The sequence below is a fragment of the Mycobacterium szulgai genome, assembly GCF_002116635.1.
GTDB classification, from domain to species: Bacteria; Actinomycetota; Actinomycetes; order Mycobacteriales; family Mycobacteriaceae; genus Mycobacterium; species Mycobacterium szulgai.
The window spans coordinates 1-15544 of sequence record NZ_LQPW01000041.1; the positions used below are offsets into that span (position 1 = coordinate 1).

General features: G+C 65.6%; 13 protein-coding genes. 10 read left to right on the forward strand and 3 right to left on the reverse strand.

All coding sequences use genetic code 11. The annotated features are described in order from the left end of the window. Positions 1 to 325: 325 nt before the first annotated feature. The 3 genes from mshC to AWC27_RS09640 are packed head-to-tail and all read left to right on the forward strand — an operon-like array spanning position 326 to position 3685. A complete protein-coding gene (gene mshC / locus AWC27_RS09630) occupies positions 326 to 1570 on the forward strand; it encodes a cysteine--1-D-myo-inosityl 2-amino-2-deoxy-alpha-D-glucopyranoside ligase (RefSeq protein WP_085670277.1) in 1245 nt (414 codons plus the stop codon). A gap of 24 nt (positions 1571 to 1594) precedes the next feature. Further along, on the forward strand, positions 1595 to 2476 hold the full coding sequence (locus AWC27_RS09635; RefSeq protein WP_085670278.1) for an SDR family oxidoreductase: 882 nt from the start codon (positions 1595 to 1597) through the stop codon (positions 2474 to 2476). 3 nt (positions 2477 to 2479) lie between these two features. Continuing rightward, positions 2480 to 3685, forward strand: coding sequence for an FAD-dependent monooxygenase (locus AWC27_RS09640; protein ID WP_085670279.1), 1206 nt, complete (start codon positions 2480 to 2482; stop codon positions 3683 to 3685). Positions 3686 to 3925: 240 nt separating this feature from the next. Here AWC27_RS09640 and AWC27_RS09645 read toward each other — a convergent pair whose 3' ends face one another. After that, a complete protein-coding gene (locus AWC27_RS09645; RefSeq protein WP_085670280.1) occupies positions 3926 to 4801 on the reverse strand; it encodes a PAC2 family protein in 876 nt (291 codons plus the stop codon). A gap of 463 nt (positions 4802 to 5264) precedes the next feature. On the opposite strand from AWC27_RS09645, the gene metH reads away from it, so the two are divergent. The 5 genes from metH (at position 5265) to AWC27_RS09670 (ending at position 12184) form a co-directional block, all read left to right on the forward strand. Further along, the gene (metH, locus tag AWC27_RS09650; protein WP_139836872.1) at positions 5265 to 8999 is read left to right on the forward strand and encodes a methionine synthase; all 3735 of its coding nucleotides are present in this window, start codon (positions 5265 to 5267) and stop codon (positions 8997 to 8999) included. A 117-nt stretch (positions 9000 to 9116) separates the two neighbouring features. Beyond that, positions 9117 to 9398 (forward strand): phosphoribosyl-ATP diphosphatase, encoded by a 282-nt coding sequence (locus tag AWC27_RS09655; protein WP_085670282.1) that lies wholly within the window; start codon positions 9117 to 9119, stop codon positions 9396 to 9398. A 2-nt stretch (positions 9399 to 9400) separates the two neighbouring features. After that, on the forward strand, positions 9401 to 10255 hold the full coding sequence (gene hisG / locus AWC27_RS09660) for an ATP phosphoribosyltransferase (RefSeq protein WP_085670283.1): 855 nt from the start codon (positions 9401 to 9403) through the stop codon (positions 10253 to 10255). Positions 10256 to 10334: 79 nt separating this feature from the next. Next, positions 10335 to 10817, forward strand: coding sequence for a glycine zipper 2TM domain-containing protein (locus AWC27_RS09665; RefSeq protein ID WP_085670284.1), 483 nt, complete (start codon positions 10335 to 10337; stop codon positions 10815 to 10817). After that, positions 10814 to 12184 carry an FAD-containing oxidoreductase gene (locus AWC27_RS09670; RefSeq protein ID WP_085670285.1) on the forward strand — a complete coding sequence of 457 codons (1371 nt, stop codon included), beginning with the start codon at positions 10814 to 10816 and terminating at the stop codon, positions 12182 to 12184. Before AWC27_RS09665 ends, AWC27_RS09670 begins: the two co-directional genes overlap by 4 nt. Here the strand turns inward: AWC27_RS09670 and AWC27_RS09675 are convergent, their stop codons facing one another. Together AWC27_RS09675 and AWC27_RS09680 are read right to left on the reverse strand one after the other, a co-directional pair. After that, positions 12185 to 12964 (reverse strand): thioesterase family protein, encoded by a 780-nt coding sequence (locus AWC27_RS09675; RefSeq protein ID WP_085670288.1) that lies wholly within the window; start codon positions 12962 to 12964, stop codon positions 12185 to 12187. It abuts the gene before it with no gap. Continuing rightward, positions 12961 to 13806: a RecB family exonuclease gene (locus AWC27_RS09680; protein ID WP_085670286.1), complete on the reverse strand. Its 846-nt coding sequence runs from the start codon at positions 13804 to 13806 to the stop codon at positions 12961 to 12963. Before AWC27_RS09680 ends, AWC27_RS09675 begins: the two co-directional genes overlap by 4 nt. 73 nt (positions 13807 to 13879) lie before the next feature. Here AWC27_RS09680 and trmI point away from each other — a divergent pair, with 73 nt between their 5' ends. Further along, on the forward strand, positions 13880 to 14722 hold the full coding sequence (trmI, locus tag AWC27_RS09685) for a tRNA (adenine(58)-N(1))-methyltransferase TrmI (protein WP_085670287.1): 843 nt from the start codon (positions 13880 to 13882) through the stop codon (positions 14720 to 14722). A 598-nt stretch (positions 14723 to 15320) separates the two neighbouring features. Beyond that, positions 15321 to 15544: hypothetical protein (locus AWC27_RS09690; RefSeq protein WP_211281597.1), on the forward strand; the 224-nt coding region annotated here is incomplete at its 3' end.

The window sequence follows — 15544 nt, forward strand, 5'->3', positions numbered from 1 at the left end:
CACACCAGAATCATCAACGACAACACACGACCACACCCGACCGCCACGCCGATTTATTCAGCGGACTCATATCGCATGCGCTATCGCGTTTGCGGGTCGGGTATGGAGCTCCGGCGCGGTACTGCTGTGACTCGTGTGCACTGCCGTGGTGTGGCTTACCGTCCCCGCTACGCGGGCTGCATCGTCGCCACGCTCAGGCTTGATTGCGCGGCTCCTTCTCAGCCCGCTATGCGGGCTGCCTCGTCGCCACGCTCAGGCTTGATTGCGCGGCTCCTTCTCAGCCCGCTATGCGGGCTGCATCGTCGCCACGCCTAAAGTCGAGCACATGAAATCGTGGCCTGCCCTCGCGCTTCCGGCGCTACCCGGACGCGGTCCGGAGCTGCGGCTGTACGACACTGCCGACCGGCAGATCCGCCCGGTAACTCCGGGGGCCAAAGCCACCATGTACGTCTGCGGGATCACGCCCTATGACGCAACCCATCTGGGCCACGCCGCGACCTATTTGACCTTCGACCTGATCCATCGGCTGTGGCTGGACCTCGGTCACGAGGTGCACTACGTGCAAAACGTCACCGATGTCGACGATCCGTTGTTCGAGCGTGCAGATCGCGACGGCATTGATTGGCGCGTTCTCGCCGAGCGCGAAACCGCGCTCTTCCGCCAGGACATGACGGCCCTGCGGGTGCTGCCGCCGCATGACTATGTCGGTGCAACCGAGGCAATAGCCGAGATGGTCGAGCTGGTGGAGAAGATGCTGGCTTCCGGCGCCGCGTACACGATCCACCCCGAAGTGGGGGAGTACCCGGACGTCTATTACCGGGCTGACGCCACACTGCAGTTCGGCTACGAGTCGGGCTACGACCGTGAAACCATGCTGCGCCTCTCTGAGCAGCGCGGCGGGGACCCGGGCCGCCCCGGCAAGACCGACGAGCTGGACGCGCTGCTGTGGCGTGCCGAAAGACCCGGCGAACCCACCTGGCCGTCGCCGTTCGGGCCGGGCCGTCCCGGCTGGCACATCGAGTGCGCGGCAATCGCACTCAGTCGGATCGGCAGCGGCTTGGACATCCAGGGCGGCGGCAGCGACCTGATTTTTCCGCACCATGAGTTCACCGCTGCGCACGCCGAATGTGTCAGCGGTGAAAGGAGATTCGCGCGCCACTACGTACACGCCGGGATGATCGGCTGGGAGGGTCACAAGATGTCCAAGAGCCGCGGCAACCTGGTGCTCGTTTCTAACCTGCGCGCCCAGGGTGTCGAGCCGTCGGCCGTCCGGCTCGGTCTACTTGCCGGCCACTACCGCGCCGACCGCTTCTGGAGCCAGCAGGTTCTCGACGACGCGACGCAACGGCTGCACCGCTGGCGTACCGCGACCGCGCTGCCGGCCGGCCCGGACGCTGCCGACGCGATCGCGCGGGTGCGCCGGTACCTGGCAGACGATCTGGATACGCCCAAAGCCATTGCCGCACTTGATGGTTGGGCCACCGATGCGCTGGAGTACGGAGGCCACGACGAGGACGCACCGAAGTCCATGGCCAGCGCGATTGACGCCTTGCTCGGGGTGGTCTTGTAAGCGCGCGGTGGTACGTTTTCGGCCATGACATCGCTGCAGGACAAGGTCGTCTTCATCACCGGAGGTGCCCGCGGAATCGGCGCTGAGGTCGCCCGGCGGCTACACAACAAAGGCGCCAAACTCGTGCTCACCGATCTAGGCAAGGCCGAGCTGGACGCGATTGCCGCGGAACTCGACGGCGACGACCGCTTGCTCACCGCGGTTGCCGATGTGCGAGATCTACCCGCCATGCAAGCCGCGGCCGACCAGGCCGTCGCACGATTCGGCGGCATCGACGTGGTGGTGGCCAACGCCGGCATCGCCAGCTACGGCTCGGTGCTGCAAGTCGATCCGGAAGCCTTCAAGCGGGTGCTCGACGTCAACGTGCTCGGCGTCTTTCATACCGTCCGAGCCACCATGCCGGCGCTTATCGAGCGCCGCGGCTATGTGTTGATCGTCTCCTCGCTGGCCGCATACGCCGCATGTCCCGGCCTGGCGCCCTACAACGCAACAAAGGCGGGAGTCGAAATCTTCGCCAACGCGCTGCGCTTGGAGGTGGCCCATCACGGAGTCAGCGTCGGCTCGGCACATATGTCCTGGATCGACACCGCCCTGATCCGCGACACCAGGGCTGACATGCCGGCTTTCAACGAACTCCTGACCCGCCTGCCGTGGCCGCTCAACAAGACGACGTCGGTGAACAAATGCGCGGCGGCATTCGTCAAGGGCATCGAGGGCCGCAAGTCGCGGGTGTTCTGCCCCGAGTGGGTGGGCCTGGCTCGCTGGGTGAAGCCGATCCTATCGCTGCGGATCGGTGAACTGCCCGTGCGCAAAGCCGCCGCGGAGCTGGTGCCGCAGATGGATGCCGAGGTAGCCGCACTCGGTCGTTCCACCAGCGCCTACAACAAGGCTCTGGAAAAGTCCTAGCCCGTGAAGGTAGCCATCTGTGGGGCCGGCATCGCCGGGCTGGCGTTGGCGGAGCGACTGTCGGGGCTGGGCGCCGAGGTGGTGCTGCTGGAACGCTCATCGGGCCCGCGGACGCAGGGCTACATGATCGACTTCTTCGGCTCCGGTTACGACGCCGCCGAAGCGATCGGTGTCCTGCCCGCGATCGAGAAGGTCTCCTATCGCATAACGGAAGCCAGCCTGGTTGACGAAAAAGGGCGCCGCCGCGCCAGTTTGCCGTATGCACAGATCGCGACGGCGCTGGACGGCCGGATATGCAGCCTGATGAGACCCGACCTGGAAACGGTGTTGCGTGACAACCTTTCCGGCGACGTGGACCTGCGCTTCGGTACATCGGTGGTCGACGTATCGCACCGAGAGGACGGGGTGACGGTCACACTGGGCGACGGTGGGCAACTTAACGTGGATCTGTTGGTCGGCGCCGACGGGATCCACTCGACGGTGCGTGCCTTGGTATTCGGCGCCGAGTCGCAGTATCTGCGCTACCTCGGTTTCCATTCCGCCGCTTTCGTATTAGCGGCTGCCGGCATCCGCGACGCAGCCGCCGATCGTTTCGTTCTGACCGACACCATCGACCGCCAGTTGGGCTTCTACGCACTGCGCGACGGACGGGTCGCGGTGTCCGCGGTGTACCGCACGCCGGATCCGCAGTTGCCGCAGGATGCTCGCGCCGCCATCCAACAGGGATACGCCGGCATGGGCTGGTTGGTGCCTGAGGCAATCGAACAGTGCCCGCCGCCGGAGGACATCTACTACGACCAGGTCGCGCAGATCGAGATGCCCCGCTGGAGCAAGGGACGAGTCGTGCTGATCGGCGACGCGTGCGGGGCGGTGTCCCTCATCGCCGGGCAGGGCGCTTCGCTCGCAGTCGCCGGCTCCTATGTGCTGGCCGAACAGCTGCGCAGAACGTCGTCGCTGGAACGCGCCCTGGACTTCTACGAGCGGCTGTGGCGTCCGGTGGTTGAAGAAAAGCAGAAAGCCGGCCGTGACGCCGCCAAACTGTTCTTGCCCACATCGTCGTCGCAGCTGTGGACCCGGCGAACCGCGCTGCGGCTGGCGGGGCTGCGCACGGTCAGGCGTCGCATCAATGCTCGGTTGATCGGCGAACCCAGCGCCGTGATCGCAATGCTGCGCAGCGGGTCGCCGGAATTCGATAGTCCGGGGAGCTAGTTCGGGGTTAGCATTCGCAGGTACGCCAGCCCAACGACGGGCAACGGAAAGGCGCGACCGATGAGTGCAAACAGAAGCAAGCGAACGAAGACGGTCCGTGCGCTCGGCGCGGTGACAATCGCGGCGTTCGCAGTACTGGTGGCAGGCTGCGCACAAGCATCCCCATCGTCCCCGGCGCCTGGTTATTACACCGTGGCGCCCGCACCTGCCCCCTCGTAGGGCGTGCACTCGTCTGCCCCGCTAGCGCCCGAAACCCGGACGGCGGCGCAGGTAACGCTCGAACTCGGCGGCCAGCGCGTCGCCGTCGATCTTGCCCATCACCTCGTTCACATCGAGCGCGGCGTCGCCGTGTTGTTCCAGCGATTGCACGTAGTCAGCGAGTTCTTCGTCGTCGGCAGTCATCTCGGTGATCTCTCGCTCCCACGCCTCAGCTTGGGCGGGCAGGTCGCCGAGCGGCACCGCGATGTCCAGCACGTCCTCGACCCGGCGCAGCAGCGCTACTGTCGCCTTCGGGTTGGGCGGGTGAGAAACGTAGTGCGGCACCGCCGCCCAGAACGTCACCGCCGGGATGCCAGCCGCCACGCACGCGTACTGGAACACTCCGGCTATCCCCGTCGGCCCCTCATAGCGGGTTTCCTGCAGGCCGAATTGGCGGGCCGAGTCGGGGGAGTAGGCCGCACCGGTGACCGGCACGGGTCGGGTATGGGGCGTGTCGGCCAGCAACGCCCCTAGGATCACCACCGTGTCGATGTTGAGCTTGTCGATGATCGCCAGTAGCTCGTCGCAAAACGTGCGCCAGCGCATATTCGGCTCGACTCCGTACATCAGCACGATGTCCCGATCACTGTCGGGCGGCCGGCAGTACGAAATCCGCATGGCCGGCCACACCAGCTCCCGGGTAACACCGTCGACCTGCCGGATAACCGGGCGGTTCACCTGGTAGTCGTAATAGGCCTCGTCGTCGATCTCCACGACCGGAACGGCATCCCAGGTGGTAGCCAAGTGCGCGACGGCGTCACTGGCCGCGTCGCCAGCGTCGTTCCAGCCCTCGAACGCAGCCACGACGATGGCGTTGTCCAGTTCGGGCAGCCTGATGCCACCGTCCGGCAAAGTCACAGGATTCAGGGTACGGGGTGCCGCGCAGCGATTATCGGGTCCCGTGGAGCCGGTGTCACCTGTCAGAGCGCTGTCAACGACTGAGGAAATTCCATAGGGCAACTATTCTTGTCGTGTGACTGTGTCCTTTTGTGGTGCCATCGGGACCCAGCTACAAGCCGCCGATCTGAGCTTCGACGACGTCGCCAGCCGGCGCCAACGCGGTCGAGACGAAATACGTTCGGCTGTGATCTGGTTAACCCGAATAACGACGACATTGCCGCCAAGATCCGTGAGCCGGCGCTCGAGGGCACCGCGAACGCCAAGCGGATCGGGTCGAGCTGGGCGTCCAGACGTCGAGTGACGACGTAGACTTTTTTGGTCGAGAGGCGTTGCAACGGACATTTTTGGGGGGCTCAGGCCCCCCTGGTATCCGCCACGCTCGGCAGAGTCAAGGACGCCTTCCACTACGGAAGGAACGTGCGTGAACGCCTTTGAGCCCAATATCCGCCCCGACTGCACCGATGAACTGACGGCTGCTCTGCGCCAGCGGATCATGGTGATCGACGGCGCGATGGGTACGGCGATCCAGCGCGACCGGCCGGACGAGGCCGGCTACCGCGGCGACCGGTTCACGGAGTGGCCGACCGCCCTTCAGGGCAACAACGACCTGCTCACCCTGACGCAGCCACAGATCATCGCCGGGATCCACCGCGAGTACCTCGAGGCCGGCGCCGACATCCTGGAGACCAACACGTTCAACGCGAACGCGATCTCGCTGTCCGACTACGACATGGTGGACCTGGCCTACGAGCTGAACTACGCCGGGGCGGCCTTGGCCCGCAAGACCGCCGACGAATTCAGCACCCCGGAGAAGCCCCGCTACGTCGCCGGTGCGATCGGGCCGACGACGCGGACCGCGTCGATCTCGCCGGACGTCAACGACCCCGGGGCACGCAACGTCTCCTACGACCAACTGGTTGCCGCGTACCTCGAATCCGCCAACGGCCTGGTCGACGGCGGCGCCGACCTCTTGATCATCGAGACGATCTTTGACTCGCTGAACGCCAAGGCGGCGGTGTTCGCCGTCGAGACGCTGTTCGAGGAGCGCGGCCGCCGCTGGCCGCTCATCATCTCGGGCACCATTACCGACGCCTCCGGGCGGACGTTGTCCGGACAGGTCACCGAGGCATTCTGGAACGCGATCAGGCACGCTAAGCCGATCGCGGTGGGCCTCAACTGCGCCCTGGGCGCACCGGAGATGAGGCCCTACATCGCCGAGATGGGGCGGATCGCGGACACCTTCGTCTCCTGCTACCCCAACGCCGGCCTGCCCAACGCCTTCGGCGAATACGACGAGACTCCTGAGCGACAGGCGGGCTACATCGCCGATTTCGCCGAGGCCGGCCTGGTCAACATCGTCGGTGGTTGCTGCGGGACGGCGCCGCCGCATATCGCCGAGATCGCCAAGGTCGTCGAGGGTAAAGCGCCGCGCGAGCTGCCGGACATCGAGGTGGCCACCCGGCTCTCGGGCCTCGAACCGCTCAACATCACCGACGACTCCCTGTTCGTGAACATCGGTGAGCGCACCAACATCACCGGCTCCGCCCGGTTCCGCAATCTGATCAAGGCCGAGGACTACGACACCGCGCTGTCGGTCGCCCTGCAGCAGGTCGAGGTCGGTGCGCAGGTCATCGACATCAACATGGACGAGGGCATGATCGACGGCGTCGCCGCGATGGACCGGTTCACCAAGCTGATCGCGGCCGAGCCGGACATCAGCCGCGTCCCGGTGATGATCGACTCCTCCAAATGGGAGGTCATCGAGGCGGGCCTGAAGAACGTGCAGGGCAAGCCGATCGTCAACTCGATCTCCATGAAGGAGGGCGAGGAGAAGTTCATCCGCGAGGCACGGCTGTGCCGCAAATACGGCGCCGCCGTCGTCGTGATGGCCTTCGACGAGAAGGGACAGGCCGACAACCTGGAGCGCCGCAAGGAGATCTGCGGACGCGCCTACCGGATCCTGACCGAAGAGGTCGGGTTCCCGCCCGAGGACATCATCTTCGACCCGAACTGTTTTGCGTTGGCGACCGGTATCGAGGAGCACGCGACCTACGGCATCGACTTCATCGAGGCCTGCGCCTGGATCAAGGAGAACCTGCCCGGGGTGCACCTCTCCGGCGGTATCTCGAACGTGTCGTTCTCTTTCCGGGGCAACAACCCCGTCCGCGAGGCGATCCACGCGGTGTTCCTCTACCACGCCATCAAGGCCGGCCTGGACATGGGCATCGTCAATGCCGGTGCGCTAGTGCCCTACGACTCGATCGACCCCGAGCTGCGGGACCGCATCGAGGACGTCGTGCTGAACCGCCGCGAGGACGCGGCCGAACGGCTGCTGGAGATCGCCGAACGGTTCAACAGCAAGGAGAAGGCCGATGACTCGGTTGTCCAAGAGTGGCGATCCTTGCCGGTCCGCGAGCGGATCACGCACGCCCTGGTCAAGGGCATCGACGCCCACGTCGATGCCGACACCGAGGAATTGCGGTCCGAGATCGCCGGCGCAGGAGGGCGGCCGATCGAGGTGATCGAGGGCCCGCTGATGGACGGGATGAACGTCGTCGGTGACCTGTTCGGCTCGGGCAAGATGTTTCTGCCCCAGGTCGTGAAGTCGGCCCGGGTGATGAAGAAGGCCGTTGCTTACCTGCTGCCGTTCATCGAGAAGGAGAAGGAAGAGTCCGGCGCGGCCGCAGGCAAGGACACCAATGGCACGATCGTGATGGCGACCGTGAAGGGCGACGTCCACGACATCGGCAAGAACATCGTCGGGGTTGTGCTGCAGTGCAACAACTTTGAAGTGATCGACCTCGGTGTGATGGTTCCGGCCGAGAAGATCCTGGCCGCGGCGAAGGAGCACGACGCCGACATCATCGGGCTGTCCGGACTGATCACCCCATCGCTGGACGAGATGTCCAACTTCGCCGTCGAGATGGAACGCGAGGGGCTGAAGATCCCGCTGCTGATTGGTGGCGCGACCACCTCACGCGCCCACACGGCCGTGAAGATATCGCCGCGTCGCAGCGGTCCGGTGGTCTGGGTCAAGGACGCTTCCCGCTCGGTGCCGGTCGCTGCTGCGCTCCTTGACGACAAGCAGCGCCCCGCTCTGCTGGAGGCCACCGAGAAGGACTACGCGGCCCTGCGTGAACGGCATTCGCAGAAGAGCGAGCGGCCCATGCTGACACTGGAGAAGGCCCGTGCGAACCGGACGCCGATCGACTGGGACGGTTACACCCCACCAGTGCCCGCTCAGGGACTCGGTGTGCGGGAGTTTCAGGACTACGACCTCGCCGAGTTGCGCGAGTACATCGACTGGCAGCCGTTCTTCAACGCCTGGGAGATGAAGGGCAGATTCCCTGACATCCTCAACAACCCGGCTTCGGGCGAGGCCGCCCGCAAGCTGTACGACGATGCCCAGCAGATGCTCGACACCTTGATCAAGGAGAAGTGGCTGACCGCCAACGGGGTGATCGGGTTCTTCCCTGCAAACGCCGTCGGTGACGACATTGAGGTGTACACCGACGACACCCGAACCGAGGTGCTGACCATGCTGCACAACCTGCGCCAGCAGGGCGAGCATCGGGAGGGCATCCCGAACCGGTCGCTGGGCGACTTCGTCGCCCCCAAGGACACGGGTCTGGCCGACTATGTCGGCGCCTTCGCCGTCACCGCGGGGCTCGGCAGCCAAGAAAAAATCGCGGAGTTCAAGGCGGCCCTCGACGACTACAGCGCGATTCTGCTGGAGTCGCTCGCCGACCGGCTGGCCGAGGCGTTCGCCGAACGGATGCACCAGCGGGTCCGCAAGGAGTTCTGGGGATTTCAGCCGGACGAGCAGCTGGACAACGACGCACTCATCGATGAGAAGTACCGGGGGATCCGCCCCGCCCCCGGCTACCCGGCCTGCCCGGAACACACCGAGAAGGTGACGCTCTGGCAGTTGATGGACGTCCGCGAGCGCACCGGAATCGAACTGACCGAGTCGATGGCGATGTGGCCCGGCGCCGCTGTCAGCGGCTGGTACTTCTCGCACCCGCAGTCGCAGTACTTCGTGGTCGGTCGGATGGCGCAGGACCAGGTAGCCGACTACGCCAAGCGCAAGGGCTGGACCCTGGCCGAGGCCGAGCGTTGGCTCGGCCCCAACCTCGGCTACAACCCGGAGGACTGAGCGCCACCTTATTGGCGAGCGTGTGTGTTCGTACCCGAACACGCCTCCCGAGCTGACCCTCTGCGCACCCCCGCGGGCCGGGGACGTCCAAACCGCCGTGACTTTGCTCGCAGGCACGTGGAACAATCGCTGGCCGTGAAGACGTTCGAGGATCTATTCGCCGAACTCGGGGAGCGTGCCCGCACCCGACCGGCCGGCAGCGCGACGGTGGCTGCACTGGACGGCGGGATACATGCCCTGGGTAAGAAGATCCTGGAGGAGGCCGGTGAGGTGTGGCTGGCCGCCGAGCACGAGCCTGACGAAGCGCTGGCCGAGGAGATCAGCCAGCTGCTGTATTGGACACAGGTGTTGATGATTTCGCGCGGGCTGTCCCTCGACGACGTCTACCGGAAGCTATGAGCATGTTGAGGGTGGCCGTTCCGAACAAGGGTGCGCTGAGCGAGCCGGCCACCGAGATCCTGTCCGAAGCCGGCTATCGCCGCCGGACCGATCCCAAAGACCTCACCGTCATCGATCCGGTCAACAACGTCGAGTTCTTCTTCTTGCGGCCCAAGGACATAGCCATCTATGTGGGTTCGGGAGAGCTTGATTTCGGGATCACCGGACGCGACCTGGCGCTCGACTCCGGAGCGCCCGTGCGCGAGCGCTTGGCGCTGGGTTTCGGGTCGTCCAGCTTCCGCTACGCGGGCCCGGCCGGGCAGAAGTGGGCGATGGCCGACCTGGCCAACAAGCGGATCGCCACCGCCTACCCGAACCTGGTCCGAAAAGACTTGGAAGACAAGGGTATCGAAGCAACGGTCATCAGACTCGATGGCGCCGTGGAGATTTCCGTACAACTCGGTGTGGCCGATGCCATCGCCGATGTGGTGGGCTCGGGCCGCACCTTGAGCATGCACAATTTGGTGGCCTTCGGTGAGCCGCTGTGTGATTCGGAGGCAGTACTGATCGAGCGGGCCGGCCGCGATAGCGGGGACCAAACCGAGGCCAGCCACCAATTGGTCGCCCGGGTCCAGGGCGTGGTGTTCGGCCAGCAGTACTTGATGCTCGACTACGACTGCCCACGTTCGGTACTTGATAAGGCCACCTCGATCACCCCGGGGCTGGAGTCTCCGACCATCGCGCCACTTGCGGATCCGGAATGGGTCGCAATCCGTGCCCTGGTGCCGCGGCGGGGCGTCAACCGCATCATGGACGAGCTCGCGGCAATCGGGGCCAAAGCGATCCTGGCATCAGACATCAGGTTCTGCCGATTCTGATCGTGTGGCGGGGCGGCCCCTGTGTTAGCGTCCGCTAGGTCGATTGCCGCGGTTTTCGTCTGTCCCAGGAGGGATCGCTGTGACGCAAGTCCTTGTCCTGCTCTTGGCTCTTCTGATCGGTGTCGTCGCCGGACTGCGTTCTGTGACGGCTCCCGCGGCGGTCTCCTGGGCCGCCTTTCTGAGCTGGATCAACCTCAGCCACACGTGGGCATCGTGGATGGCCAACCTCGTCACGGTGGTGATCCTGAGCATTCTCGCGGTCGCTGAGCTGGTGAACGACAAACTGCCCAAGACACCGCCGCGCACCGCCACACCGGTGTTCGCCGTTCGGATCATCTTGGGCGGCCTGGCCGGTGCGGTCATCGGCACCGCTTGGGGTTACCGGTGGGGTGGACTGGGCGCCGGTGTGATCGGCGCCGTGCTGGGCACCCTCGGTGGTTATCAGGCGCGCCGCCGGCTGGTTGCCGCACGCGGCGGTCATGACCTTCCGATCGCGCTGCTAGAAGATGCGGTTGCCGTCCTGGGTGGCTTCGCCATCGTTGCGGCAGCGGCGGCTCTGTGACAGAGACTTTCGACGCGATCATCGTAGGCGCCGGCCAGGCCGGGCCACCGCTGGCGGGCCGCCTGACCGCAGCGGGCCAGCGGGTCGCGATGGTGGAGCGAAAACACGTCGGCGGTACCTGCGTCAACACTGGCTGCATCCCCACCAAGACGCTGGTGGCCAGCGCCCACGCCGCCCATCTTGCCCGCCGCGGCGCGGAATACGGCGTCAGCACCGGGACCATCAGCGTGAACATGGCGAAAGTCAAAGCGCGCAAAGACGGCATCATGCTCGACGACCGCAGGGGGCTCGAAAGCTGGCTGGACGGCATGGCCGGCTGCACCGTCTTCCGTGGCCACGCGCGGTTCCAGGATCCGCACACGCTGCGGGTCAATGACCAAGTGCTGCAAGGTGATCGGATCTTTCTGAACGTCGGCGGGCGCGCGGTGGTGCCAGACATTCCCGGACTTGACGACGTCGACTTTCTCACCAATGTGTCGATCCTCGAACTCGACACGGTGCCAGAGCATCTCGTCATTGTCGGCGGAAGCTACATCGCACTAGAGTTCGCGCAGATGTACCGTCGGTTCGGAGCTGAAGTCACGGTGGTGGAACGTGGACCGCGGCTAGCGAGCCGGGAAGACGAGGACGTCTCGGCGACCATCAGGGAAATCCTGGCGGGCGAAGGCATCAATATCGTCACCGGCGCCGACGATGTGCGGGTTGCCAAGCGGGACAACGGCTTTGAGTTGACACCCAGTGTCGGTGCCACCCCCATTCCCGGGAGCCATCTGTTGCTGGCCGTAGGCCGGCGTCCCAACACCGACGACCTGGGGCTCGAGGCGGCCGGTGTGCAGACCGACGCCCGCGGCTACATCACGGTCGACGACCAACTCAAAACCAACGTCGACCACATCTGGGCGCTTGGCGATTGCAACGGCAAGGGTGCTTTCACCCACACCTCGTACAACGACTTCGAGATCGTCGCCGCCAATCTGCTCGATGACGACCCGCGGCGCGTGAGCGACCGGATCACCACCTACGCCCTCTACATCGACCCGCCGCTAGGGCGCGCCGGCATGACCGTCGACCAGGTTCGCGCGTCGGGCCGCCGGGCGCTGGTAGGCAAGCGGCCGATGACCAGGGTGGGCAGAGCTGTGGAAAAGGGTGAGACGCAAGGCTTTATGAAGGTCGTCGTCGACGCCGAAACCGATGAGATCTTGGGTGCGGCCATCTTTGGCGTGGGCGGGGACGAGGTGGTGCACGCAATCCTCGACGTCATGTCGGCCAAAGCGCCCTACACCACACTGTCGCGTACCATGCACATTCATCCGACGGTGAGCGAGCTCGTTCCGACCGTGCTGCAGGAGATGTCCGCACTGGACTGATCACCTGCGCTGGACCAGCAGGGTCTGCGCCGCCGTCCCGACGAAACCCGTCTTGTCGAAGACCTCAGCCGTGGTTACCCCCACCCCGTCCGGCCCGATGGAGGCGCGAGCGCGCAGTGCGAAATCATCTCCGGTCGGCAGTCGGTGCAGGTGCACGGTCGTGTCGGTGTTCATGAAGAAGAACTGCCTGGGGTCCAAAATCGCGCCGACGCCATTGGCGCAGTCCACCACTGCGGCTAGCCGCTGCAATGCCGTCGTCGGCTCCGCGTCGACGATGTGGGCCGTCGGACGCATCCACGAGACCGCCGCGGACTCGCCTTCAGCATGCTGCTGCGGGCGCCAGTCGAGCGCGTCGAAGTAGCCGCGGACGTCAACGAAAGCCGCGGGGCGCGTCACGGCGGGTCCCTCCACCACCGGCGGATACCGGTCGGATGCGACGTCGGCTGTGTCGGAGACCGCGATCAGCCATGCGCTCAACCGTGCCACCAGGCGGTCGGCGACCATCTCGGCGACCATCATCGACACGCGCGATCCCGGGCGTTCAACCCAGACTCGGGTCCGCACCGGGGCCACCGGAATGGCCCCGAGAATGTCGAGGTGAAGGCTGCCGATCCGCAAGCCGGAATCCGCCGACAGCTCCTCGACCAACTTGGTCAACAGCGCCAACGGCGGCGAGCCGTGCTGGATTTCGGGGCCCCAGTTGCTGCGGGTGTAGTCGGTGGGGTCGAACGCCGAATACTCACCGGCACCGGGCAGGCGCTGGTAATAGCAACCTTTCATGCCGCCGGCTCGGTTGGGCATGAAACACCTTCGGCCGATGGGTGTTCCGGCCACCCCGGGTAAGGCGGTGGAGTCCCGCCGAACACGGGGCAGTGCTGTTGGTGCGGACACCAGTCGCACAGCCGCGACGGACTGGGGCGGAAATCGCCGGTCTGGCCCGCGGATTGAATCGCCCGCCAGATGGCCATCAGGGTTTTCTCGAACCGCAGCAGCTCTTCACGGTCGGGGGAGTAGTCCAGCAGCTGCCCGTCGGCCAGATAGATCAACCGCAGCCGGGCAGGCAGCACACCGCGGGAACGAAACAGCGCGACCGCGTAGAACTTCATCTGGAACATCGCCTTGAACTCCGCCAGTGCCCGCGCGGCTGGCGGCGCCTTGCCGGTCTTGTAGTCGACCACCCGCAGCTCGCCGGTGGCGGCGACGTCGATCCGGTCGATAAAGCCGCGCAGCAGCGTGCCGTCGGCAAGCTCGACCTCCACGCGCTGCTCGCAGCTTTGCGGGCTGAACCGGGTCGGGTCTTCGAGCCGGTAATAGCCGGCCAATAAGGCGCGGGCTTCCGCCAGCAGTTGGTTGCGCTGGGTAGGGTCCAGTTCGGCGGCCAGATCGGGCTCGTCGGCCATCACCTGATCCCAGGCCGGCTCCACGAGTGAGCATGCGGTGTCCGGATCGCGCTGTATTGCCGGGAGGCCGTATAGCTGCTCGAGGGCGGCGTGCACCACAGAGCCGCGCAGCTGTGCGGCCGACGGCGCTTCAGGCAACCGGTCGATCGCGCGGAACCGGTACAGCAGCGGGCACTGCTTGAAATCCGCCGCCCGCGACGGTGACAGCGCCGGCCGTGTCATGACCGCAGCCTAGGACGGCGCCCCGACAACCCCGGGCACCTATGGCGGCGCGTCGGCTGGCACGCTAGACGCCGTGTCAGCAACCGGCCCGTTCACCGTCGGCGAACGTGTTCAGCTCACCGACGCCAAGGGGCGCCACTACACGATGTCGCTCACTCCTGGCGCGGAGTTTCACACCCATCGCGGCAGGATCGCCCACGATGCGGTGATCGGGCTGGAGCAGGGCAGCGTGGTCAAGTCCAGCAACGGCGCGCTGTTCTTGGTGCTGCGCCCGCTGCTCGTCGACTACGTCATGTCGATGCCTCGCGGGCCGCAGGTGATTTATCCCAAGGACGCCGCCCAGATCGTGCACGAGGGCGACATCTTTCCCGGCGCTCGGGTGCTCGAGGCAGGAGCAGGCTCCGGCGCGCTGACGCTCTCCCTGCTCCGCGCGGTCGGCCCGCAGGGACAGGTGATCTCCTACGAGCAGCGCGCCGACCATGCCGAGCACGCCCGGCGCAACGTCAGCACCTTTCACGGGCAGGCGCCTGAAAATTGGCGACTGATCATCAGCGATCTCGCCGACTCGGACCTGCCCGATGGTTCGGTCGATCGAGCCGTGCTGGACATGCTCGCGCCATGGGAAGTACTGGACGCCGTGGCGCGCCTGCTGGTCTCCGGCGGGGTACTGGTGATCTATGTCGCTACCGTCACCCAGCTGTCGAAGGTCGTCGAGGCGCTGCGGTCGCAGCAGTGCTGGACCGAACCGCGGTCCTGGGAGACGATGCAGCGGGGCTGGAATGTGGTGGGGCTGGCCGTCCGGCCGCAGCATTCGATGCGCGGGCACACGGCTTTTCTGGTGGCAACACGCCGTCTGGCGCCCGGCGCCGTCGCTCCGGCGCCATTGGGCCGCAAACGTGTGGGACGCGACGGCTAAATTGTCTCTTTCGGGCTTCCGCCGGTGCGGCGTCCACGGCGAGCGTGCTTGCGCGCCGGTATCGGCGGCGCCGCGGCCGTATACGGTGACAGGTGCACACGCGCGCACCGTTGTTATCGGCACCGATCTACGCAAGTCGGGTTTGTTCCAAGACTCGGCGTTCATCTTCGTCGTCGAGCCGATCATAAAAGTCGACGCATACCGCGCGCGGACGCGACGATTTTGGACTTCCGGACGTATTTACCGCCGGCGCGGAAACTGTCACAGCCCGGGTGTTGAACAGTTGATGCGTCGGGCCTGCTTGCACCTGAGTGGAACGCCGAGTGCCAGGACCTCCAGCAACCCGGACTCGCAGATTGCGACGGCTGAGGGCAAGGTCGCTTTTTCTGCCTGTGATCTATTGCTCTAAATGCCCACAACATTTACATATGTGCTGTCGGTTAAACCGCGTCCAATCTGTGTCCACACTATTTACAGCATCTGTCATCTGCGAAGAAAATCGCGATTAGTTTCGTACCGTCGCCGAAATCGCTGTGGTTATGGCGGCAGAGATGGGACTCGGCCATGTCGTATGTAATGGCAATTCCGGAATTTTTGAATGCGGCGGCAGCGCGCCGACGGCACTGGCAGCAACGGCGGCGACGGCGGCCTTTTGGTCGGCAACGGTGGTGCCGGCGGGTCCGGCGCCGCCGGGGTGAATAGCGGAGCCGGTGGCTCAGGCGTTGGCGTAGTGCTCGGTCGCGCCGGCGCCGGGGGCGCCGGCGGGTCCGGCGGGGTCGGGGCTGCCGGCGGAGGCGGCGGAGTCGGGGGCGGCGGTGGTAC

What these genes read in the sequence shown, in the direction of transcription:
- mshC (WP_085670277.1), top strand. Translation starts at nt 326, where the DNA reads ATGAAATCGTGGCCTGCCCTCGCGCTTCCGGCGCTACCCGGACGCGGT.
- AWC27_RS09635 (WP_085670278.1), top strand. Translation starts at nt 1,595, where the DNA reads ATGACATCGCTGCAGGACAAGGTCGTCTTCATCACCGGAGGTGCCCGC.
- hisG (WP_085670283.1), top strand. Translation starts at nt 9,401, where the DNA reads ATGTTGAGGGTGGCCGTTCCGAACAAGGGTGCGCTGAGCGAGCCGGCC.
- AWC27_RS09675 (WP_085670288.1), bottom strand. Translation starts at nt 12,964, where the DNA reads ATGAAAGGTTGCTATTACCAGCGCCTGCCCGGTGCCGGTGAGTATTCG.
- AWC27_RS09680 (WP_085670286.1), bottom strand. Translation starts at nt 13,806, where the DNA reads ATGACACGGCCGGCGCTGTCACCGTCGCGGGCGGCGGATTTCAAGCAG.